This window comes from Mycobacterium sp. IEC1808 (assembly GCF_002101935.1).
Classification (GTDB): domain Bacteria; phylum Actinomycetota; class Actinomycetes; order Mycobacteriales; family Mycobacteriaceae; genus Mycobacterium.
On sequence record NZ_LQPV01000006.1, the window covers coordinates 59004 to 79279 of the forward strand.

The window sequence follows — 20276 nt, forward strand, 5'->3', positions numbered from 1 at the left end:
GTTCGGCGCCCGATAGGCTGGCTCGATGCGCCCTGCACTGTCCGAGTACGAGCATCTCGCGAGCGGCAAGGTCCGCGAGATCTACCGCGTCGACGACGAGCACCTGCTGCTGGTGGCGAGCGACCGGATCTCCGCGTACGACTACGTCCTGGACAGCACGATCCCGGACAAGGGCCGCATCCTGACCGCGATGAGCGTCTTCTTCTTCGGACTCGTCGACGCACCCAACCATCTGGCCGGTCCGCCCGACGACCCGCGCATCCCCGACGAGGTGCTCGGCCGCGCGCTGGTGGTGCGACGGCTCGAGATGCTTCCGGTGGAATGCGTGGCCCGCGGGTACCTGACCGGCTCCGGGCTGCTGGACTACCAGGCGACCGGCAAGGTCTGCGGGATCGCGCTGCCGCCGGGCCTGGTGGAAGCCAGCAAGTTCGCCAACCCGCTGTTCACCCCGGCGACGAAGGCGGCGCTGGGCGACCACGACGAGAACATTTCGTTCGCCCGGGTGATCGAGCTGGTCGGTGGGGTGCGGGCCAACCAGCTGCGCGACCGCACCCTGCAGATCTACGTTCAGGCCGCCGACCACGCACTCATGAGGGGAATCATCATCGCCGACACCAAATTTGAATTCGGCACCGACGCGGGTGGCAACCTGCTGCTGGCCGACGAGATCTTCACGCCCGATTCCTCGCGGTACTGGCCGGCCCGCGATTACCGGCCCGGTGTGGTCCAGACCAGTTTCGACAAGCAGTTCGTCCGCAACTGGCTGACCGGCCCCGAGTCCGGTTGGGATCGCCACGGGTCGCAGCCCCCGCCACCGCTTCCCGACGACATCATCGACGCGACCCGAAGCCGTTACATCGAGGCTTACGAGCGCATTTCGGGTTTGAGCTTCGGCGACTGGATCGGCCCGGGCGCATGACGGGCGCCGCACTGGACGCGCTCACACCGCCCGTCGCGAAGCGGGTGGAAACCCGGCGGGAATTCCACGGTGACGTGTTCATCGATCCGTACGAGTGGTTGCGCGACAAGGCCGACCCCGAGGTCATCGGCTATCTGGAGGCCGAGAACGACTACGTCGATGCGATGACGGCTCACCTGGAACCGTTGCGGCAGAAGATCTTCGACGAGATCAAGTCGCGCACCAAGGAGACGGATCTGTCGGTGCCCACCCGGCAGGGCGACTGGTGGTACTACGCCCGGACCTTCGAGGGAAAGCAGTACCGCGTCCAATGCCGTTGCCCCGTCACCGACCCCGATGACTGGGACCCGCCGGTCCTCGACGAGAACACCGAAATCCCCGGCGAGCAGGTCCTACTCGACTCGAACGCCGAAGCCGAAGGCCATGAATTCTTCGCGTTGGGCGCCGCCACGGTCAGCCTGGACAGCAACCTGCTGGCGTACTCCGTCGATACCGTCGGCGACGAACGTTATACCCTGCGGTTCAGGGACTTACGCACGGGCGAGCAGTACCCCGACGAGATCGCCGACATCGCCGCGGGTGCCACCTGGGCGGCCGACAACCGCACGGTGTACTACCTGACCCTGGACCCGGCTCACCGCCCCGACAAGGTCTGGCGCTACCGGCTCGGCTCCGGCGAACCGTCGGAGCTGGTGTATCACGAAGCCGACGAACGGTATTGGCTGGGCGTCGGGCTCACCCGAAGCGAGAAGTACGTGTTCATCGCGGCGGGTTCGTCGATCACCTCGGAGATGCTGTATGCCGACGCCGCCGATCCGCGGGCAGCGTTCACCGTCGTGCTGCCGCGGCGCGAAGGCGTCGAGTACTCGGTCGAGCACGCGGTGGTCGGCGGGGAGGACCGGTTCCTGATCCTGCACAACGACGGTGCGGTGAACTTCACGCTCACCGAGGCGCCCGTCAGCGATCCGACACGCCAGCGCACCCTGATCCCGCACCGCGACGACGTCCGGCTCGACGGAATGGATGCCTTCGCCCGCCACCTCGTCGTCAGCTACCGCCGCGAGGCGTTGCCCCGGATTCAGTTGTGGCCCATCGGTTCCGACGGGCAATACGGTGAGCCTGAGGAAATCTCCTTCGACTCGGAGCTGATGTCGAGCGGTCTTGGCGGCAACCCCACCTGGGATTCGCCCAAGCTGCGGATCAGGGCGGGGTCGTTGATCACCCCGGCGCAGGTTTACGACATCGACCTCGCCACCGGTGAGCGCACGTTGCTGCGCGAGCAGCCCGTCCTCGGCGGCTACCGGCCCGCCGACTACGTGGAGCGGCGGGACTGGGCGCGCGCGGACGACGGGACCCGAATCCCGGTGTCGATCGTGCACCGCGCCGACGTCGAGTTTCCCGCGCCGGCACTGCTCTACGGTTACGGCGCCTACGAGATATGCACCGACCCAAGCTTTTCCATCGCCCGGCTGTCGTTGCTGGACCGGGGCATGGTGTTCGCCATCGCCCATGTCCGCGGCGGCGGTGAGATGGGCCGACTGTGGTACGAGCATGGCAAGCTGTTGGAGAAGAAGAACACCTTCACCGATTTTGTCGCGGTAGCAAGGCATTTGGTGGATTCGGGCCTGACCCGGCCGCAGCAGCTGGTCGCGCTGGGCGGTAGCGCGGGGGGCCTCTTGGTGGGTGCGGTGGCCAACCTGGCGCCGGACCTCTTCGCCGGCATCCTCGCACAGGTTCCCTTCGTCGACCCGCTCACCACCATCCTCGATCCCTCGTTGCCGCTGACCGTCACCGAATGGGACGAATGGGGAAACCCGTTGAGCGACAGCGATGTCTACGCGTACATGAAGTCGTATTCGCCCTACGAGAACGTCGAAGCCAGGCATTACCCGGCCATCCTGGCGATGACGTCGTTGAACGACACCCGGGTCTACTACGTCGAGCCCGCCAAGTGGGTCGCAGCGCTGCGGCACGCCAACACCGACGGAAATCCGATCCTGTTGAAGACCCAGATGAACGCGGGGCACGGCGGCGTCAGCGGTCGCTACAAGGCCTGGCAGGAAACCGCGTTCCAGTACGCGTGGCTGCTAGCCGCTGCCGACCGCGACCGCTACGGCGGCGGCCAGGAAAACGGCCTGGATCGCGGTGCGCAGGGGTAGCCGGGTCGTCATCGACTTGGGGGGATCGGGCATCCGGGAGGCGTAGACGTTGGCCGGGAACATGGCCAGCATCAGCACCAGGAGGCAGACGGCCGCCGCCACCCGGGTCACCGGAATGAGCAGGCCCACGGCCCCGAGCAGCTCCAGCAGTCCGGTGATGGTGACCAGGTAGCCCGGGGCGGGCAGGCGCGGCGGCACGATCGCGATGAGGTCGCGCCGCAGCGGCGGGGCGAAGTGTGAAAACCCGGTCAGCAGGAACATCGCCGCCAGCCCGACGGCGAGCGCGGCCGTCCAGCTGTTGACGTAGGGGACGCCGAGCCAGCCGATGCTCCGCGCGGCGATGGTGGCCACTAGCAGCGTGATCAACGGGGCCATTTCGATTCCAATCTAGACAATGACAAGATCCTAGCACCAGAAGGTAAACCGCTATCTAGTCACTGTCAAGTTCGATCGTTATGCTGGCCTGATGGCCCGTCCCAACTACCACCACGGCGACCTGCGCGCGGTGATCCTCGCCGAGGCCGCGCGCCAGGTGGCCGAGCGCGGCGCCGACGGGATCTCGTTGCGCGAGCTGGCTCGCGGCGCGGGCGTGTCGCACGCCGCCCCCGCGCACCACTTCACCGATCGGCGCGGGTTGTTCACCGCGCTGGCCACCGAGGGCTTCCGGCTGTTGGCCGAGACGCTGAGCCGCGCGCGGGGCCGCTTCACCGACGCCGCCCTCGCCTACGTGCGGTTCGCCCTCGAGCACCCCGGCCACTACCAGGTGATGTTCAACCGGTCGCTCCTGGACGCCGCGGACGCCGAACTGGCCGCCGCCGAGGCCGCCGCCGGGGCCGAGCTATCCCGCGGCGTCGCGACGTTGCGGGATCCCAACGCGCGGGCCGATCCCGCCGGCGCTGAGCTGGCGGCCTGGTCACTGGTGCACGGCTTTTCGACGCTGTGGCTCAACGACGCGGTCAACGCTGCCGTCAAACAGGCCGATCCGATGGACACCGTGCTGCGGATCGCAACCATGCTGTTCGACGGTTAGTCGAGGTCCTCGCCCGCCGTTACGATCGCGGGCTGCTTCGGCAGGAACATCGCCGGGATGACGGTCAGGCTCACCAGTACGACCGCGATCACGAATACCGTTGTGTACGCGTGGGAAAGGTCGTGCAGGACGCTGTCGGCGAAGCCGGGAGCGAGCGCGTTTGGGGGGATGGACGACGGGTCGACCGGTGTCCCGGTGGCGGCGGCTTTTTGTTGGAGGGCGGCGAGTTTGTTTGCCGCGGCGATATTCTCGCTGCGGTTGAACTGGTTGGTGATGATCATCGACATCAGCGCGGTTCCCATCGAGCCGCCGACCTGATGGCTGACGCTCATCAGCGTTGTGCCACGGGCGATCTGGTGCGGCGAGAGTGCCTGCACGGACGCCACCGACAACGGCATCATCGTGCAACCCATGCCCAGCCCCATGACCGCCAGGGCGACCAACAGCGTGGGCAGGTACGCCGCCTGCCGGGCCACACCGAAAGCGAAGGCCCCCAGGCCGGCGGTGATCAGCGCGATGCCGATCAGCACGATCTTGCCCGGGCCCTGCCTGTCCACCAGCGGCCCGGTCAGCCGCATGGTGAGCATGGCCCCCAGGCCCTGCGGGATCATGTGCACGCCGGCCTGCATCGGCGTCTGGTGCAACACCTGCTGGAAGTAGCTCGGGAGCAGCAGGCCCGCCCCGAAAAACGCGATGGCAAACAGCACCATCGTCACGTTCGCCTGGCTGATCACTTTGTTCTGGAACAACCGCAGGTCGATCAACGGGTGGTCGGTGCGGCGCCGCGCGTGGAGGACGAACGCGGCGATCAAAAGCAGGCCGACGGCCGCCGGTATCAGGACGCGGCGATCGGCCACCGTTCCGCAGCGCGGGACGGAGGACACCGCGAACAGGAACGTCGCCAGCCCGGGCGACAGCAGCAGTCCGCCGACGACATCGAACGTCTCCGAGCGGGTGGGGTGATCCCGGGGGAACACCAGACCCGCCAGAACCAGCGTCAAGAGCCCAATCGGCAGGTTGATCAAGAAGATCCACCTCCAGCTGGAGGTGTCGATGAGCCAGCCGCCCAGGATCGGCCCGCCGATCGGGGCGAGCAGCATGGGGATGCTCAGGATCGACATCAGGCGGCCGAGGCGAGCGGGGCCGGCCTCGCGGGTCATGATCACGAAGCCCAGCGGCATCAGCATGCCGCCGCCGATCCCCTGCACCACTCGAAACACGATGAGCTGCAGGATCGTTGACGCGACCGCGCACAGCAACGAGCCCAGCGCGAACGCCACCACCGATCCCATGAAAAGCCGTTTGGTGCCGAACCGGTCGGCGGCCCAGCCCGTCAACGGGATCACGGTCGCCAGCGCCAGCGTGTAGCCGGTCATCGTCCAGGCGACGATGGCCTGCGACGACCCGAATTGGTCGATGAAGGTGCGTTGCGCGACAGCGACGACGGTGACGTCCAGGATTGCCATCACGGTGGCCAGCAGGCACACCCCGGAGACCCGTAGCAGCCTGGCGTCCAGCTTGTCGGGGTAGACATGGGCGCCCGGATGCTGAGGCGGAGCGGTGGGCGGCGAGGTGTCGGCCGCTGCTGAACGGGCCTTGTCCATGGCGTTGCTTAGCATATCGAATCGATTGCTCCCGCCGACGGTGGGACGCGTTTGCTGTCGCGCGCCGTTCGGGCGCCCGGCCGCGCGCAGATTCGCTGTTTGCCGGCTTGCCCGGCCGAATTTCCGCCTGGGCCGATATACGCCTGCCGTCTGCGTGTCCTTCACCGTCCCGACACCTGGAATCGTCAAACTGCAGGTGTGTCTGGAAAATTGATCGTCTCGGTGTCCGGGATCGGTGAACGGACCCTGGGCGACGTCGAGGCGTTCTGCGCACAAATGGACGCCCGCAAGGTCCCGGTCTCGTTGCTGGTTGCTCCCCGGCTCAAGGGCGACTACCGGCTCGACCGCGACCCGCGCACCGTGGAGTGGCTGACCGCCCGTCGGGCCGGCGGCGACGCCATCGTGCTGCACGGCTACGACGACCCCGCAACCAAGAAGCGTCGCGGCGAATTCGCGGTTCTGCGCGCGCACGAGGCCAACCTGCGACTGATGGGCGCCGACCGGGTGCTCGAGCACCTCGGGCTGCGCACCCGCCTCTTCGCGGCACCGGGCTGGGTGGTGTCCCCGGGCGTGGTCAAGGCGTTGCCGCAGAACGGCTTTCGGCTGCTCGCCGATCTGCACGGGATCACCGACCTGGTCCGGCACAGCACGGTCCGCACCCGGGTGCTGGGCATCGGCGAGGGTTTCCTCACCGAGCCGTGGTGGTGCCGCATGGTCGTGCTGTCCGCCGAGCGCATCGCGCGCCGCGGCGGCATCGTGCGGGTCGCCGTCGCCGCGCACCAACTGCGCAAGCCGGGGCCGCTGCAGGCCATGCTGGACGCCGTTGACCTGGCCTCGATGCACGGCTGCACCCCGACCGTCTACAAGTGGCGGCCCCACAGCGCGGTCCTCGACGCCGCCTGACCGAGCGTCTGATTGGCCGTCCGCCGCGGGCATTACCCTGTTGCCACATGAGCGATTCTTCGGTCGCGGGGTTCGCTGCTGACGCGATCATCGTCGGTGCCGGTCTTTCGGGTCTGGTGGCCGCCTGCGAGTTGGTCGAGCGCGGCCTGCGAGTGCTGATCCTCGACCAAGAGAACAGCGCCAATCTGGGCGGGCAGGCCTTCTGGTCGTTCGGCGGCCTCTTTTTCGTCGACAGCCCGGAGCAGCGCCGGCTCGGCATCCGCGACAGCCACGAGTTGGCCCTCCAAGATTGGCTGGGCACAGCGGCGTTCGACCGGCCCGAGGACTACTGGCCACGCCAATGGGCGCACGCCTACGTCGATTTCGCGGCCGGGGAGAAACGCAGTTGGCTGCGCGCCCGGGGCCTCAAGATTTTTCCGTTGGTGGGTTGGGCCGAGCGCGGCGGTTACGGCGCGCAGGGACATGGCAATTCGGTTCCCCGCTTTCACATCACGTGGGGCACCGGGCCGGCGCTGGTCGAGATCTTCGCCCGCCGGTTGCGGGATCGCTCGTCGGTGCGCTTCGCGCATCGCCACCGGGTCGACGAGTTGATCGTTGAGTGTGACGCGGTGACCGGCGTCCGCGGCACCGTGCTGGAGCCCTCGGCCGAGGCGCGCGGCGTGGCGTCATCGCGAACCGCGGTGGGGCAGTTCGAGTTCCGGGCTTCAGCGGTGATCGTCACCAGCGGCGGCATCGGCGGCAACCACGAGCTGGTGCGCAAGAATTGGCCCAGGCGGATGGGCCGCGTGCCCGAGCAGTTGCTCAGCGGCGTGCCCGCGCACGTCGACGGCAGGATGATCGGCATCTCCCAGCGGGCCGGCGCGCGGGTCATCAACCCCGACCGGATGTGGCATTACACCGAGGGCATCACCAACTACGACCCGATCTGGCCGCTGCACGGCATCCGCATCATCCCGGGCCCGTCGTCGTTGTGGCTGGATGCGTCCGGCAAGCGGTTGCCGGTGCCCCTGTATCCCGGCTTCGACACCCTCGGCACGCTTGAGCACATCACCAAGTCCGGCCATGACTACACCTGGTTTGTGTTGAACGCCAAGATCATTGAGAAGGAGTTCGCGCTCTCCGGTCAGGAGCAGAACCCCGACCTGACCGGTCAGAGCGTGCGCGAGCTGGTGCGCAATCGGGCCAGCTCCGGGCCGCCGGCACCGGTGCAGGCCTTCATTGACCGGGGCGTGGACTTCGTCAGCGCGGACTCGCTTCGCGAGTTGGTGAGGGCGATGAACAAGCTGCCCGATGTGGAGCCCCTGGACTACGCCACGGTGGAGGCCGAGGTGACCGCCCGGGACCGCGAGGTGGCCAACCGGTTCAGCAAGGACGGCCAGATCACCGCGATCCGCGCGGCGCGCGGCTACCTGGGCGACCGGCTGGGCCGGGTGGTGGCGCCGCACCGGCTGACCGACCCCAAGGCCGGGCCGCTGATCGCCGTCAAGCTGCACATCCTGACCCGAAAGACGTTGGGCGGCATCGAGACCGACCTGGCCGGGCGGGTGCTGACCGCCGGCGGCACCCCGCTGAACGGTCTGTACGCGGCCGGGGAAGTGGCCGGCTTCGGCGGCGGCGGCGTGCACGGCTATCGGGCGCTGGAGGGCACGTTTCTGGGCGGCTGCATTTTCTCCGGGCGCGCCGCCGGCCGCGGCGCCGCCGACGACATCACCTAGTTCCGACTGCCGAACAGACGCAGAATCGCATCATCCGGCCTGAAATCGTGCGATTCTGCGTCTGCTCGCGGTTAGAAGGTGACCGCGCTTTCTTCGGGCAGCACCTGGAAGTCGGTGGTGGTCAGCTCGGTGAGCCGACCGTAGTAAATCCCCCGCGCGTCGGGGGCGATGATCCCCTGGTGGATCGGCACCGCTCGCGCCGGCGCCACCGCGCGCAGGTAGTCGACGGCCTCGGCGATCTTCATCCACGGGGCCGCCGCCGGAGCGGCCAGCACGTCCACCGGCTCGTCGGGCACGAACAGCGCGTCGCCGGGGTGCATCAGTCGCGCCGCGTGGCCGCCGTCGCCGATCAGAAACGAAATGTTCTCTATCACAGGGATTTCCGGGTGGATCACGGCGTGCTGGCCGCCGACGGCGCGGACGGTCAGCTCGCCGATCTGCAGCTCGTCGCCGACGTGCACCGCCCGGCAGGGCGGGCCCAGCTGCTCGGTGGTTTGCGGATCGGCGTAAAGCTCCGCGTCGGGGTTTCCCTCGAGCAGCGCGGGCAGCCGGCTGACGTCGACGTGGTCGGGGTGCTGGTGGGTGATCAGGATGGCGGACAGTCCGGTGATTCCCTCGAAGCCGTGCGCGAAGGAACCGGGATCAAAAAGCACACGCGTGTTGTCGAACTCGGCGAGTAGGCAGGAATGGCCGAAGTGCGTAAGTTGCATATCTACGATTGTGCCCTGACGGGGGTGATGCCGATGCGGGTAATCCTGGCGGCGATGCTGGCTGTCGGCGGCTTCGCGGTGGCTCTGATCGTGGTGGTACCCGCCCATGCGGAACCGGAGACCTGCCCGCCCGTGTGCGACCAGATCCCCAACGGCGCCTGGATTCAGCAGCGCGCGGTGCCGCTGGATTCGGTCTACCACTGGCCGATGCTGGCCGGTTCATCGGTTCCGTTGACGGGCACCGGCACGGCGAGGTTTCGCTTCGAGGACCTGTGTGCGTCGCCGGAGGCGCCGCAGGACGCCCGCGCCTCGGCGGTCGCGGCGCGCGCCACGATCACCCACCCGGACGGTCAATGGCAACTGCAGGCCGAAATCCTGCACTGGCGCGGCGACACCGCCCGCGGCGGCTCCATCGCGGCCGGGGTATTCAGCACCGCCGTCGCCGCCCTGCGCGGCTGCCAGCAACGTGTCCCGGCGCAGTCGCCGTCGATCACCAGCGACGAGCCGAACCGGATGGCCGCGGTGGTCAGCGGCCCGGTGATCATGCACACCTACCTGGTGGCCCACGTGGCCAGCAGCACGGTCAGCGAGCTCACGCTGTGGTCGCAGGGGCCGCCGCAGGTGTCCTGGCCAGCGATGGCGGACGACTCGGTGCTGAACTCCATGGTCGCGCCCCTGTGCGACGCCTATATCGCCTCGTGCCCGTGACCGCCCGCTAGCACCGCGCGCCGGTAGAGTTGGGTGCCGAGATGAACCCTGAGGAGGAGCGCCGGTGAGCCGGGTGGTCGTTCATGTGATGCCCAAAGCGGAGATTCTGGACCCGCAGGGTCAGGCAATTGTCGGTGCACTGGGTCGGCTCGGCCACCCGGGGATCTCGGATGTCCGGCAGGGCAAGAGATTTGAGCTCGAGGTCGACGAGTCCGTCGACGACGCCACGCTCGCCGAGATCGCCGAGTCGCTGTTGGCCAACACCGTGATCGAGGACTGGACGATCAGCCGGGAGACGCAGTGACGGCGCGGATCGGAGTCATCACCTTCCCCGGGACGCTTGACGACGTGGACGCCGCCCGGGCGGCGCGGCGCGTCGGCGCCGAGGCGATCGCGCTATGGCATGCCGACGCCGACCTGAAGGGGGTCGACGCCGTGGTGGTCCCCGGCGGCTTTTCCTATGGCGACTACTTGCGCGCCGGCGCGATCGCCAGATTCGCGCCGGTGATGGCCGAAGTGGTCGACGCCGCGGGGCGCGGGATGCCGGTGTTGGGGATCTGCAACGGTTTTCAGGTGATCTGCGAGGCCGGGCTGCTGCCGGGGGCGCTGACCCGCAACGCGGGCTTGCACTTCGTGTGCCGCGACGTGTGGCTGCGGGTGGCGTCGACCTCTACGGCGTGGACGTCGCGTTTCGAGCCCGACGCGGACCTGCTGGTGCCGCTGAAGTCGGGCGAGGGCCGCTATGTCGCCCCCTCGAACGTGCTGGACGAGTTGGAGGGCGAGGGTCGGGTGGTTTTCCGCTACCACGACAACCCCAACGGCTCGCAGCGTGACATCGCCGGCATCAGCTCCGCCAACGGTCGCGTGGTCGGGCTGATGCCGCATCCGGAGCACGCCATCGAGGCGCTGACCGGGCCCTCCGACGACGGCCTGGGCCTGTTCTATTCGGCGCTGGACGCCGTGCTGGCCGCTTAGGTGGAAATCCCTGCGGCACAGCGTAATTTGCAGAAGGCCGCGGTGAGCGCGTCGGTCGCTTCGTGTGGGTCGTCGAACGTCCGGTCGTCGGTGAGCACCGCGATGCCGAGCTGGTCGACGTAGCTCCACACGGTGATGTTGACGGGGGCGCCCGGCGACAGCACGCCGGTCGAGTAGATTTCGCTGACCGTCGCGCCCCCGAAGTGACCGCGCTCTCGCGGGCCCACGACGCTGGACACCGCGACGTTCATCATCTTGTTCGGTGCCTCGCGCTGGGCCAGCCAGCGGAACGCGGCCGGGGCCAGCGCGGTCGGTAGATAGGTCATCATCCGCCCGTAGAGTCGGGGGCCGAGGATTTCGTGGTCTTCCTTGGCGATTCGGGTCGCCAGCGCGACCAGCCGCGCCCGTTCGGCCGCGTCGGCGATGTGAACGGGCAGCGAAATGGACAGGCCACTGATCTCGTTGCCGGTGACCCGGTTCGACCTGTCGGTGGCGGTCGGCACGGACGCGATGATCGGCCGGTCGGCCGCGCCGTCGTAGGCCAACAACAGCTTCCGAAGCCCTCCGGCCGCCGTCGCCAGCACCATGTCGGTCATCGTGATGCCCAACGCCCTGGCGGTCGCCTTGACGTCGGGCAGCGGCAGCGTCGCGCTGGCGAACCGCCGCCGCGGCGACACGACGTGGTTGAGGAAGGTCGGCGGCGCGTCGAACGCGTCGGCCAGGTCGGGGTGATTCCCGCGCTCCCGGGACCGGCGGTGCACTCGCGCCAACCCCACGGCCGCGTCTTTGACCAGGCCCGGCAGCTTGGCGGCCTGGCGCGCGTGGTCGCGCGCGGCGGCCCGCAGCAGGTCGGACGTTGACGGCGTGATGCAGGCTTCGTCGTTGTCTCGCTCGTCGGTCGGCCCGTCCTCGAGGTCCATCGCGCGCGCCAGCAGGTTGACGGAGGCCACGCCGTCGGCCAGCGCGTGGTGGATCTTGCCGATCACCGCGAATCGGCCGCCGGCCAGGCCCTCGGCGAAGTGGAATTCCCACAGCGGACGGCTGCGATCCAGCGGCGTGGAGGCCACCTCGCCGATGACGCCGTCGAGCTCTCGGCGGCCGCCCGGCGCCGGCACCCGCACTCGCCGCAAGTGGTAGTCCAGGTCGACCTCGCAGTTCTCCTGCCACATGGGGTGATGCAGTTGCCACGGGATGTCGACGAGCTTGTAGCGCAACGGTTCTAGCAGATGCAGCCGGCGTCGCACGTGGCGCCGAAACGCCTCGAAGCCGAAGTCAGAATCGCAGCTGGAGGGGTCGAGGACCGCGACTTTCAGCGTGTGGGTGTGCAGGTTCGGCGTCTCGCTGTACAGCAGCATGGCGTCCATGCCGTTGAGTCTCTTCACACGCCCTGCCCCTGCCGACGCCTCAGCCGAGGATGGGGAATCGGCGTTCGGACGCCAGCCGTTTCAGCGCCGCCTCCATCACCGCGCGGACGTGAGCATCGACCTCGTCGACGTCGGGGTCGTCGCCGAAGCGCGCGGCGATGTCGATGGGTTCGAGCACCTCCGTGACGATCTTGGCCGGCAGCGGCAGGTTGGGCGGGAAGATCACGCTCAGGCCGAACGGGAAACCGAAGCTGACCGGCAATATGTTGATCCGGGCCTTGGTCAGTCGCAGCGTGCGCGCCAGCCAGTTGCCGCGGGTCAGGAACAGCTGCGTCTCCTGGGCGCCGATGGACACGGTGGGCACGATCGGCACGCCGGCTTCGATCGCCGTCCTGACGTAGCCGGTTCGGCCGTCGAAGTCGATGGTGTTCGCGCTGAAGGTGGACCGGTAGGAGTCGTAGTCCCCGCCCGGGAAGACCAGCACCACCGCACCCGAATGCAACGCCGCCGCGGCGTTTTCCCGCTTCGCCTCGATGACGCCGAGGCGGCGCAGCCAGCCGTCCAGGGGGCCCATGAACAGGCCGTAGTGCGCCAGGGTGTAGACGGGGCGGTCGTAGCCGAACTTGTCGTAGAAGGCGGGCGAGAAGATGAACACGTCCGGCGTGAACATGCCGCCCGAGTGGTTGGACACCACGAGCGCCCCACCGGTCGACGGGACGTTCTCGACGTTTCGCACCTCCGCGCGATACCACCGCTTGACCAGGGGGCCGAGGGTCTTAGCGACCTGTCGGGTGAACTCCGGGTCCCATTTCGCCGTCTCGTGATTCTGGGCCGCCGGCGGTTTGATGCCTGCCATTCGCAACGGATTGCCGATGTGACGCAGGCCCTAAACATCGGCGCGAGCGTAACGCCACCGCGAAATACCGCCCAGAATTTCGCCGTGGCGTTACGCTCGCCTCCCCTCAGCCGGCGTCACATAACAACGGAGGCGTCGTCGGCGGTAACTCGTCGACGGGCGCCAGCTGACCGAAGAGGTCGATCGCGTCCGCGATGGCGGCGTCGACGAAGGCGGCAAAGTCGTCGAAGGAGACGCCCTTGCGGATCCATTGCGACCTGCGCGCCACCACGCCGATGCGCTGCGGGTCGGACGAGCCGTGCACGACCGCGACGACGCCGCGGTCCTGCGCGTTCCACGTGTCGGCGAAGTGCACCAGCCAGGGACGCTCGGCAGCGGGAAAGAAGCACGCGGGCGTCACCCGGATGATCAGCACGTCGCCCTGCGTCGGGCAGGCCTCGAGGTGGACGTGCAGCCGCCGCGGGCGGGTGTTGGCGACATAGAAAAACTCGCCGTCGTGCCGGCCCCGGAAATACCGGCTGCCGCGGGTGCACAGGTACCGCTCGATCAGCTCTGCGCAGAGCGGTTCGTTCGTCATGAGTCGATACTGAGGCCGGTGGCTTGGCGGATCCTTTGTGCCGAGCTAGTGGGAAGCGAAGAAGTTGTTGAGAATTTGCTGAGCGACGGAATCCCGGCCGCCTACGTCGGATCCAGGTCGATCCGCACGGTCAGCAGGTCGGTGCCCAACGCGCGCACCATCCCGCTGTTGAATCGCGGCAGCGTTGCCAGGCGGGCGTGTGGGTCGTCGTCGGGCAGCAGCGTGGCGGACCCGGCCCGCCAGCGGCCACAGAGACGAATCCGAACCCTGTTGTTCGCCTTGATGTTTCGCACATAGTCGGACGCCTCGCCGTGGTCGGACACCAGCCAGAACGTGGCGCCGTCGAGTCGCCCGCCAATCGGCGTTCGTCGGGGTCGCCCGCTGTTGCGGCCGGTGGTCTCCAGCAGCACCTGGGTGGGGAGCCGCCGGGTGATGGGGTTGGCGATGCGTCGATGGAAGAAGCCGGTGCGGCGACGTTTGCGTTCGCCGGCTGGGGTGGTCATGGCGCAAGCATTGTCGAGACTAGCGGTCTCGTCAATGGGAACGCTAGCCTTCAGGCTGTGACGCCCCGACGGCCGCACACTGGTAACCGACGTAACGACGCGGCGGAGCGGGCGATCCTGCAGGCGGCGGCCGAGTTGCTTGCCGACGGCGGTGGGCCGATCAGTGTCGACGCCGTCGCCGAGCGGGCGGGCGTCGGCAAGCAGACCATCTATCGCTGGTGGCCTTCGAAGAGCGCGGTGCTGCTCGACGCGATGATCCACCAAGCGCGGCAGGTCGCGCCGGCCCCGGACAGCGGCGACCTGCACTCCGACCTACGTCTGTTTTTGCGCGCCACCTTCACCGCCGCGCCCGATAACCGCAGCCTGCTCCTCGGGGTGTTGCGGGAGGCGCTGGCCGATGACGCCACCATGGATCGGCTCGCGGCATTCACCGCGGCGAGGCGGGACGAGTTGGCGGGAATCCTCGCCCGCGCGCGAGCCCGCGGCCAGATCCCTACCGCCGAAGCGCAGGCGACCGTTGTCGATCAGGTGTTTGGATTACTCTGGTACAGAATGATTTTCGCTCACGAGGCGCTCGACGAGCGCGCCGCCGACCAGCTGGCGGCCGCGCTCGCGACGCAGCTGCGCGCGGATGAGGAGGGTTGAGGGTGGGCTTCGCGGTGGAACGCATCGACCATATCGTGTTGAACTGCAACGATATTGAGGCCACCGCGGCTTGGTATGAGCGGGTGCTGGGCATGAGGCGAGAGACGTTCGGGCCGTCGAAGCGAACCGCCTTGTCGTTCGGGAACCAGAAGATCAACCTTCGACCGGTCGGGGCGCTGGCCGACGATCCCGGCTGGGCGACCGGTACCGTCGAAGCGGCCGGCTCCGCGGACTTGTGCTTCGTCACACAGGCGACGCCGGACGATGTTCGCGCCCACCTCGCCGCCTGCGGGGTCGACATCGTCTCCGGGCCGGTGACCAAGACCGGTGCGTTGGGGCCGATGACCTCGCACTACTGCCGCGACGTCGACGGGAACCTCGTCGAAATCGCGGTCTACTGATCCTCGATCAGCGGATACAGCTCGGGCAGATTCACGACGATGGCCTCTTGGGTGCTGCGCGCGATCACAACCTCAGCGGGGGAGTCGGGGTCGGGGTTTTCCTCCCGGTGCGGAAGGTACGGCGGGATGAAGACGTAATCGCCGGGCGCGGTGCGATGCGGACCTCGTGGACGCCGTCGTGGAAGACGAACTCCGGGTTGCCGCTTCGGACGTAGATCGCGGTCTCCGATTCGCCGTGATGGTGGTTCGACGAGGCGGTCGCTGGTGACGCGTGCGTCTCACCCATCCACAGCTTCTCGGCGCCCACCGACTTGCCGGACAGGGCGGCGAACCGGCGCAGGCCCTCCGATTGTGCGGTGTCGGAACTGATGTCCGAGGCCTTGACGTGGTGCACGCGGTTGCGGGCAACCACCGCGGCCGCGTCGTCGAAGTCGGGGTGAAATCCGTCTGCAGTCGCCATGGGTCAATTATCGTCCGCGGCGTCCCGGTAGGCCTCGAGCAGCCTCAGCCACACTTCGCTGATCGTCGGGAAGCACGGCACGGCGTGCCACAACCGGTCGATGGGAACTTCGCCCGCGACGGCGATGGTCGCGGAGTGCAGCATCTCGGTGACCCCGGGTCCCACCAGCGTGACGCCGAGCAGGTGGCCGCGATCCGCATCGACCACCATCCGGGCTCGACCGGTGTAGCCGTCGGCGTAGAGCTTGGCCCCCATCACGGCGTCACCGATTTCCACGTCGACTGTCCGGGCGCGGTGTCCGGCTTCCTGGGCCTGCCGGGCGGTCAGGCCGACGGCGGCGGCTTCCGGGTCGGTGAAGAAGGCCTGCGGCACCGCGTAATGGTCGGCGGTGGTCGCGTGCACGCCCCATGGCGCGGTATCCAGCGGCCTTCCCGCCGCCCGGGCGCCGATGGCCGCACCGGCGATGCGTCCCTGGTATTTGCCTTGATGGGTTAGCAGGGCGCGGTGGTTGACGTCGCCCGCCGCGTAGAGCCAGCCGTCCTCGATGGCTCGCACCCGGCAGGTGTCGTCGACGTCGAGCCAGCTGCCCGGCGTCAGCCCCACCGTGTCCAGGCCGATGTCGCCGGTGAGCGGCGCCCGGCCGGTCGCGAAAAGCACCTCGTCGACTTCCAATTCGGATCCGTCGTCCAATTCGAGGACGACACGACCGCCATCGGGCCGGCGCAGCGCTCGGACCGACACCCCCATGCGCACGGCCACGCCCGCCTCGGCGAGTCCGCGGCCGATGAGCTCGCCCACGAAGGGCTCCATGCGCGGCAGCAGGCCCGAACCGCGAGCGAGGAGGGTCACCTGTGCGCCCAATCCCTGCCAGGCGGTGGCCATTTCGACGCCGACGCCGCCGGCGCCGACGACGGCGAGCCGCTCCGGGACATAGCTGCTGTCGGTGGCCTGACGGTTGGTCCATGGTCTGGCCTCGGCGATGCCGGGCAGGTCGGGCAACGCCGGCCGGCTGCCGGTGCAGACCACGACCGCGTGCCGCGCGGTCAGCACCGGCTGCTCGCCGGCGGGCGTACTGACGGCGACTCGTCGCGGGCCGTCCAACCGTCCATGCCCGCGTATCAGCGTGGCACCAATTCCAACCACCCAGTCGGCCTGGCCACTGTCGTCCCAGTCGCTGACGTAGCGATTGCGGCGGCCGAAGACCCCCGCGCTGCTGATCGAACCCTTGAGCGCCTCGCGTGCGCCGTCGACCCGTCGGGCGTCCGCGACGGCAATCACCGGGCGCAGCAACGCTTTACTGGGCACGCAGGCCCAATATGAACATTCGCCCCCGACGAGCTCGCGCTCGACCACCGCGACGCTGAGACCCGCCGCCCGCGCACGTTCCGCGGCGTTCTGACCGATCGGCCCGGCGCCGAGCACGATGACGTCATAGCCCTGTTCGACATCTGCTCCCATCCGTCAGCGCCTCCCCTCGATGAGTCGCTCGGCGAGCTCGCGGATGTCGCTCACGACGAGGTCCGGCTGCGGCAACCCGTCGACCGCCAGCGGTGGATTGCCGGGCCGGGTGATGAGAGCGGAGCTGTAGCCGACGCGTTGCGCGCCCAGGGTGTCCCACGCGTGCGCGGCCACCATCATGCAATCGGCGGGTGCCACCCCGAGCGTGTCGCACGCGTGCCGGTACACCGCCGGAGCGGGCTTGAAGGCGCGGCAGGCATCGACGCTCAACTGGTGCTCGAAGTACTCGGCGAGCCCCGAATTCTGCAGCGCCGTCGGCCCGTCCGGGTTGGGCGGTGAGTTGGTCAGGGTCACCAGGCGGAATCCGTTGTCGCGCAGGGCGGCGAGCCCCTCGGCCACGTCCGGGTGCGCCGGCATCGTCAGCAGGCCGGTCTTGAGGCGCTGCAGGTCGTCGTCCGTGATGGCTACGCCGTAGGCGTCGCCGAGCATGCGCAGCACGCCCTGGGCGAGGGTGGGGAAGTTCACGTAGTTCTCCGCCAGCGTGACGGTCATCGAATACATGATCAGCTGCGCGAACCACTCGCGCAGCACCCGCCCGTCGCCGAACTTCTCAGCGAAAAGCGGTGCCAGCGAATGGATATCGATGAGCGTCTCGTTCACGTCGAAGACGAGCACGGACGGCGTGGTAGTCGGCATGGCTAACCTTTGGCATCCCTCGGTGTGTGAATCTCCGGCCTCAGTCCATCACGACGACCACCTTGCCGCCAGCCTCTCCGGACTCCGCCACTCGGTGGGCCTCGTGAATCTGGTCGAACGAAAAGACGCGTGCCGGCGTTGCATCCAGTTTGCCCTCCGCCACCTGCCGTGCGATGTCACTCAGCGGCACGTCCGACACCGGGAAGCCGGGATTGCCAAAGACGGGGCTGGCGAAGAACGTGAAGTTCACACCGCTGGCCATCCGCGCGAGCGGGTTGAAATCGCCGATGGGCGCAAGTCCGCCGAGCCACCCGGCCAGACAGGCCGAACCGCCGCGGCGCAGCATGTCGAGCGAGTCCAGGATGGTGCTGTTGCCGACGAAATCGAGGACGGCGTCGATATTCTTGGCTTCGGCGATGTGGGCGGCAAGGTCGGTGCGCTCCAACTCGACGCGGACGGCTCCGATGTTCTCGAGCAAGGGAAAACGGTCGCGGCTGCGTGCGGTGGCAATGACGTTCGCACCGGTGGCCACCGCCATTTTCAGTGCCGCCTGCCCCAACGCGGACGTCGCACCGCGAATCACCAGCGTTTGTCCTGCGGTCAATTCGAGGTTACGGAATAGGCATGTCCAAGCGGTCGCGTAGGTTTCCGGGAGCGCGGCCAGCGCTGACCACGGCAGGCCGGACTCGATGAGGACGACGTTCGCCGCGCGGACGCGGGTGAACTCGGCATAGCTGCCGTTGATCGTGCGTCCCAGGCCGCCCATCAGGGCCGCCACCTTCGCGCCGACCGGGAACTCGCCTCCCGGGCACGAGTCGACGATGCCCACGCATTCGATGCCGCTGACTTCTGCGGCTTCCGCCCATTCCCCCCGGCGCATGTGGATCTCGGCGTGGTTGATGCCGAATCCCTTGACCTCGATTACCACTTCGCCGTCTCGGGGCAACGGCTTGGGGATGTCGGTGTACACGAGCCTGTCAAGGCCGCCGAATCCCGTCAGGATAATCGCCCGCATGGTGGCGCCGCCGGGCTGTTCTCGAACCACGGCGGGCGCGGTGGGCAGCTGGGGTGAAGAGATGACTGACATTGCTGCCTCTTCCTTAATCTGTTGGCGCCCTACGGATATGGCTATGCGGCGCCGAACCGAAGCGATCATCCCCGCCCGCAGCCAAGTTGAATGGGCTATCTAGCCCAATATTATGGGTTACTAGACCCAATCTGTCCAGAGGGGTCTGCGATAATCCGATCAGGATTTGGGTTTTCTGCGTGTCTTGCGGGGCGGCGGCGCGAAGGAACGCACATAGTCGATGGCGGCAAAGACGGCGGCGCGCATCGGCTCCGGATCGCCGGTGGCATAGGTCACCGTCGCACCACCCTGGTGTGCCACGACCAGCGACGTAGCCAGGTGTCGCGGGTCGGCGTCGGGGCGCAGGTCGCCGCGGCGCTGCATTGCCGTAAGCCCAGCCTGAAACAGTCCGATCCACACGTCGTAACCGGCGGCGAGGTCGTCGTGCACCTCGTCGTCGGCGTCGATCAGCTCACCGGCCAACGAGCCGTAGACGCACCCGCCGAGCCGGTAGACGGTGTCGATGTCGGCCGCGACGGCGTCGGCCCACGCCTGCAGGGCATCGAAACTGTCGAGCGCACCCAATGACGGTCGAGCGTGGAAGGCCCGCACGTCGTCGCGCCGCGCGGCGATGACGTGTCGGGTGAGGTCGCGCTTGTCGCTGAAGTAGTGCGAGATCTGCGACCCGCCCACCCCGGCGCGGCGCCGCACTTGTTCGATGCTGGTGTTGGCGACGCCGCGCTCGAACATCAGCCGCGCGGCGGCATCGATGATCCGCGCCCGGGTCGCAATTCCCTTGCGGGTCAACCGCGATGCGCTGTCGTCAGTCACGTCGCTGCCGTCCTGCGTCGGCCCCGGGCACGGCGGGCGGGCCGCGGTAGCCGTTCCGCGGCATCGGTGGCGAACGTGCGCAGATAGTTCACCGCGAAACGGACCGCGTCGGCGTGCGGCCACTCGGCCCGATAGGTGAAGGCCAGAGTGCCGCCGCCCTGATGAGCGCTGACGATGACCAGCGCTATTCGTCGAGGATCCGCATCCGCGACCAGGAGGCCGTCGTCCTTCATGTGCCGGACCGATTCCTCGAGGAGCTCGATCCACTGCCAATACCCTTCGCCCAGCGTCCCACGCGTCGCATCGTCCGACTTCGCCAGCTGTGCGGCCAGGGCGTGGTAGGTGGGCGTGCCGAAGTATCCGATGCGCCGCAGGTAGCGCATGTTGAGGTCGATCCACCGCTCGAAGTCGTCAAACGACCGCAGGCCCCCAAGCAGGGGCTGCCGGTGAAAGTCCAAAACCACGCCGATCTGGCGCTTGATGACCGCGCGGATCAGCGCGCCCTTGTCGGCAAAATAGTGCGCGAGCTGGGATCCGCTGACCGATGCCGCGCGGCGCACGTTCTCCATGCTCGCCGCGGACAGGCCCTCGGTGACGATGACGTGGGCGGCCGCTTCCACGATCCGGTCGCGGGTGGCCCGCCCTTTGGCGGTCAACCGTTGTTCATCCTGAACATCGGGATTTGCCATCGCGTCA

At 68.1% G+C, this 20276-nt stretch carries 22 protein-coding genes and 1 pseudogene; 10 read left to right on the forward strand and 13 right to left on the reverse strand.

Annotated elements, in window-relative coordinates:
* Positions 1-25 precede the first annotated feature (25 nt).
* Positions 26-919: a phosphoribosylaminoimidazolesuccinocarboxamide synthase gene (locus tag AWB92_RS03710; RefSeq protein ID WP_085184127.1), complete on the forward strand. Its 894-nt coding sequence runs from the start codon at positions 26-28 to the stop codon at positions 917-919.
* A complete protein-coding gene (locus tag AWB92_RS03715) occupies positions 916-3078 on the forward strand; it encodes a S9 family peptidase (protein WP_085184128.1) in 2163 nt (720 codons plus the stop codon). The genes AWB92_RS03710 and AWB92_RS03715 overlap by 4 nt, the downstream gene beginning before the upstream one ends.
* Here the strand turns inward: AWB92_RS03715 and AWB92_RS03720 are convergent.
* On the reverse strand, positions 3007-3453 hold the full coding sequence (locus AWB92_RS03720) for a DoxX family protein (protein ID WP_085184129.1): 447 nt from the start codon (positions 3451-3453) through the stop codon (positions 3007-3009). The genes AWB92_RS03715 and AWB92_RS03720 overlap by 72 nt on opposite strands.
* A 91-nt stretch (positions 3454-3544) precedes the next feature.
* Here AWB92_RS03720 and AWB92_RS03725 point away from each other — a divergent pair, with 91 nt between their 5' ends.
* Positions 3545-4108: a TetR/AcrR family transcriptional regulator gene (locus AWB92_RS03725; protein ID WP_085184130.1), complete on the forward strand. Its 564-nt coding sequence runs from the start codon at positions 3545-3547 to the stop codon at positions 4106-4108.
* Here the strand turns inward: AWB92_RS03725 and AWB92_RS03730 are convergent.
* The gene (locus AWB92_RS03730; protein ID WP_085184131.1) at positions 4105-5712 is read right to left on the reverse strand and encodes a DHA2 family efflux MFS transporter permease subunit; all 1608 of its coding nucleotides are present in this window, start codon (positions 5710-5712) and stop codon (positions 4105-4107) included. The genes AWB92_RS03725 and AWB92_RS03730 overlap by 4 nt on opposite strands.
* A gap of 198 nt (positions 5713-5910) precedes the next feature.
* Here AWB92_RS03730 and AWB92_RS03735 point away from each other — a divergent pair, with 198 nt between their 5' ends.
* Both AWB92_RS03735 and AWB92_RS03740 read left to right on the forward strand, forming a co-directional pair.
* On the forward strand, positions 5911-6615 hold the full coding sequence (locus tag AWB92_RS03735) for a DUF2334 domain-containing protein (protein ID WP_066937118.1): 705 nt from the start codon (positions 5911-5913) through the stop codon (positions 6613-6615).
* Positions 6616-6662: 47 nt separating this feature from the next.
* Positions 6663-8330: an FAD-binding dehydrogenase gene (locus AWB92_RS03740; protein WP_085184132.1), complete on the forward strand. Its 1668-nt coding sequence runs from the start codon at positions 6663-6665 to the stop codon at positions 8328-8330.
* Between the two features lie 71 nt (positions 8331-8401).
* Here the strand turns inward: AWB92_RS03740 and AWB92_RS03745 are convergent, their stop codons facing one another.
* Positions 8402-9040, reverse strand: a complete 639-nt coding sequence (locus AWB92_RS03745; RefSeq protein ID WP_085184133.1) for an MBL fold metallo-hydrolase — start codon at positions 9038-9040, stop codon at positions 8402-8404.
* Between AWB92_RS03745 and AWB92_RS03750 the strand changes: the two genes are divergently transcribed.
* From AWB92_RS03750 to purQ, 3 genes are all read left to right on the forward strand, one after another.
* Positions 9017-9748: an ATPase gene (locus tag AWB92_RS03750; protein ID WP_085184348.1), complete on the forward strand. Its 732-nt coding sequence runs from the start codon at positions 9017-9019 to the stop codon at positions 9746-9748. The two genes, AWB92_RS03745 and AWB92_RS03750, sit on opposite strands and share 24 nt — an antisense overlap.
* Before the next feature lie 64 nt (positions 9749-9812).
* A complete protein-coding gene (gene purS, locus AWB92_RS03755) occupies positions 9813-10052 on the forward strand; it encodes a phosphoribosylformylglycinamidine synthase subunit PurS (protein ID WP_068113959.1) in 240 nt (79 codons plus the stop codon).
* The gene (gene purQ, locus AWB92_RS03760; RefSeq protein WP_085184134.1) at positions 10049-10723 is read left to right on the forward strand and encodes a phosphoribosylformylglycinamidine synthase subunit PurQ; all 675 of its coding nucleotides are present in this window, start codon (positions 10049-10051) and stop codon (positions 10721-10723) included. The genes purS and purQ overlap by 4 nt, the downstream gene beginning before the upstream one ends.
* On the opposite strand, the gene AWB92_RS03765 is transcribed toward purQ, so the two are convergent.
* The 4 genes from AWB92_RS03765 to AWB92_RS03780 all read right to left on the reverse strand — a co-directional run bounded on the left by AWB92_RS03765 (position 10720) and on the right by AWB92_RS03780 (position 14023).
* Entirely contained in the window at positions 10720-12105 is a 1386-nt protein-coding gene (locus AWB92_RS03765) for a wax ester/triacylglycerol synthase family O-acyltransferase (protein WP_173817344.1), read from the reverse strand. The two genes, purQ and AWB92_RS03765, sit on opposite strands and share 4 nt — an antisense overlap.
* A gap of 22 nt (positions 12106-12127) precedes the next feature.
* Positions 12128-12943: a lysophospholipid acyltransferase family protein gene (locus tag AWB92_RS03770; protein WP_085184136.1), complete on the reverse strand. Its 816-nt coding sequence runs from the start codon at positions 12941-12943 to the stop codon at positions 12128-12130.
* Between the two features lie 106 nt (positions 12944-13049).
* On the reverse strand, positions 13050-13520 hold the full coding sequence (locus AWB92_RS03775; RefSeq protein ID WP_085184137.1) for a YbjN domain-containing protein: 471 nt from the start codon (positions 13518-13520) through the stop codon (positions 13050-13052).
* A 101-nt stretch (positions 13521-13621) separates the two neighbouring features.
* On the reverse strand, positions 13622-14023 hold the full coding sequence (locus tag AWB92_RS03780) for a nitroreductase/quinone reductase family protein (RefSeq protein WP_085184138.1): 402 nt from the start codon (positions 14021-14023) through the stop codon (positions 13622-13624).
* Positions 14024-14080: 57 nt separating this feature from the next.
* Here AWB92_RS03780 and AWB92_RS03785 point away from each other — a divergent pair, with 57 nt between their 5' ends.
* Both AWB92_RS03785 and AWB92_RS03790 read left to right on the forward strand, forming a co-directional pair.
* The gene (locus AWB92_RS03785) at positions 14081-14668 is read left to right on the forward strand and encodes a TetR/AcrR family transcriptional regulator (RefSeq protein ID WP_142281927.1); all 588 of its coding nucleotides are present in this window, start codon (positions 14081-14083) and stop codon (positions 14666-14668) included.
* A gap of 2 nt (positions 14669-14670) precedes the next feature.
* Positions 14671-15069, forward strand: coding sequence for a VOC family protein (locus tag AWB92_RS03790; RefSeq protein WP_085184140.1), 399 nt, complete (start codon positions 14671-14673; stop codon positions 15067-15069).
* Here the strand turns inward: AWB92_RS03790 and AWB92_RS03795 are convergent.
* From AWB92_RS03795 to AWB92_RS30315, 6 genes and pseudogenes are all read right to left on the reverse strand, one after another.
* Positions 15063-15529 (reverse strand): annotated as a pseudogene (locus tag AWB92_RS03795) (cupin domain-containing protein). The gene AWB92_RS03790 and the pseudogene AWB92_RS03795 overlap by 7 nt on opposite strands.
* A gap of 3 nt (positions 15530-15532) precedes the next feature.
* Positions 15533-16987: an NAD(P)/FAD-dependent oxidoreductase gene (locus tag AWB92_RS03800; protein ID WP_085184141.1), complete on the reverse strand. Its 1455-nt coding sequence runs from the start codon at positions 16985-16987 to the stop codon at positions 15533-15535.
* Positions 16988-16990: 3 nt separating this feature from the next.
* Positions 16991-17683 (reverse strand): haloacid dehalogenase type II, encoded by a 693-nt coding sequence (locus AWB92_RS03805; RefSeq protein ID WP_085184142.1) that lies wholly within the window; start codon positions 17681-17683, stop codon positions 16991-16993.
* Positions 17684-17723: 40 nt separating this feature from the next.
* Positions 17724-18770, reverse strand: coding sequence for a zinc-binding dehydrogenase (locus AWB92_RS03810; RefSeq protein WP_085184143.1), 1047 nt, complete (start codon positions 18768-18770; stop codon positions 17724-17726).
* Between the two features lie 159 nt (positions 18771-18929).
* On the reverse strand, positions 18930-19580 hold the full coding sequence (locus AWB92_RS30310; RefSeq protein ID WP_241523354.1) for a TetR/AcrR family transcriptional regulator: 651 nt from the start codon (positions 19578-19580) through the stop codon (positions 18930-18932).
* On the reverse strand, positions 19577-20269 hold the full coding sequence (locus AWB92_RS30315; protein ID WP_085184144.1) for a helix-turn-helix domain-containing protein: 693 nt from the start codon (positions 20267-20269) through the stop codon (positions 19577-19579). Before AWB92_RS30315 ends, AWB92_RS30310 begins: the two co-directional genes overlap by 4 nt.
* Positions 20270-20276: the final 7 nt, after the last annotated feature.

Bases quoted from the DNA above. Each gene is read 5' to 3' on its own strand.
- AWB92_RS03710 (WP_085184127.1), top strand. From the start codon at position 26: ATGCGCCCTGCACTGTCCGAGTACGAGCATCTCGCGAGCGGCAAGGTC.
- AWB92_RS03715 (WP_085184128.1), top strand. From the start codon at position 916: ATGACGGGCGCCGCACTGGACGCGCTCACACCGCCCGTCGCGAAGCGG.
- AWB92_RS03720 (WP_085184129.1), bottom strand. From the start codon at position 3,453: ATGGCCCCGTTGATCACGCTGCTAGTGGCCACCATCGCCGCGCGGAGC.
- AWB92_RS03725 (WP_085184130.1), top strand. From the start codon at position 3,545: ATGGCCCGTCCCAACTACCACCACGGCGACCTGCGCGCGGTGATCCTC.
- AWB92_RS03730 (WP_085184131.1), bottom strand. From the start codon at position 5,712: ATGGACAAGGCCCGTTCAGCAGCGGCCGACACCTCGCCGCCCACCGCT.
- AWB92_RS03740 (WP_085184132.1), top strand. From the start codon at position 6,663: ATGAGCGATTCTTCGGTCGCGGGGTTCGCTGCTGACGCGATCATCGTC.
- AWB92_RS03750 (WP_085184348.1), top strand. From the start codon at position 9,017: ATGGCCGAAGTGCGTAAGTTGCATATCTACGATTGTGCCCTGACGGGG.
- AWB92_RS03745 (WP_085184133.1), bottom strand. From the start codon at position 9,040: ATGCAACTTACGCACTTCGGCCATTCCTGCCTACTCGCCGAGTTCGAC.
- AWB92_RS03770 (WP_085184136.1), bottom strand. From the start codon at position 12,943: ATGGCAGGCATCAAACCGCCGGCGGCCCAGAATCACGAGACGGCGAAA.
- AWB92_RS03775 (WP_085184137.1), bottom strand. From the start codon at position 13,520: ATGACGAACGAACCGCTCTGCGCAGAGCTGATCGAGCGGTACCTGTGC.
- AWB92_RS03780 (WP_085184138.1), bottom strand. From the start codon at position 14,023: ATGACCACCCCAGCCGGCGAACGCAAACGTCGCCGCACCGGCTTCTTC.
- AWB92_RS03800 (WP_085184141.1), bottom strand. From the start codon at position 16,987: ATGGGAGCAGATGTCGAACAGGGCTATGACGTCATCGTGCTCGGCGCC.
- AWB92_RS03805 (WP_085184142.1), bottom strand. From the start codon at position 17,683: ATGCCGACTACCACGCCGTCCGTGCTCGTCTTCGACGTGAACGAGACG.
- AWB92_RS03810 (WP_085184143.1), bottom strand. From the start codon at position 18,770: ATGTCAGTCATCTCTTCACCCCAGCTGCCCACCGCGCCCGCCGTGGTT.
- AWB92_RS30315 (WP_085184144.1), bottom strand. From the start codon at position 20,269: ATGGCAAATCCCGATGTTCAGGATGAACAACGGTTGACCGCCAAAGGG.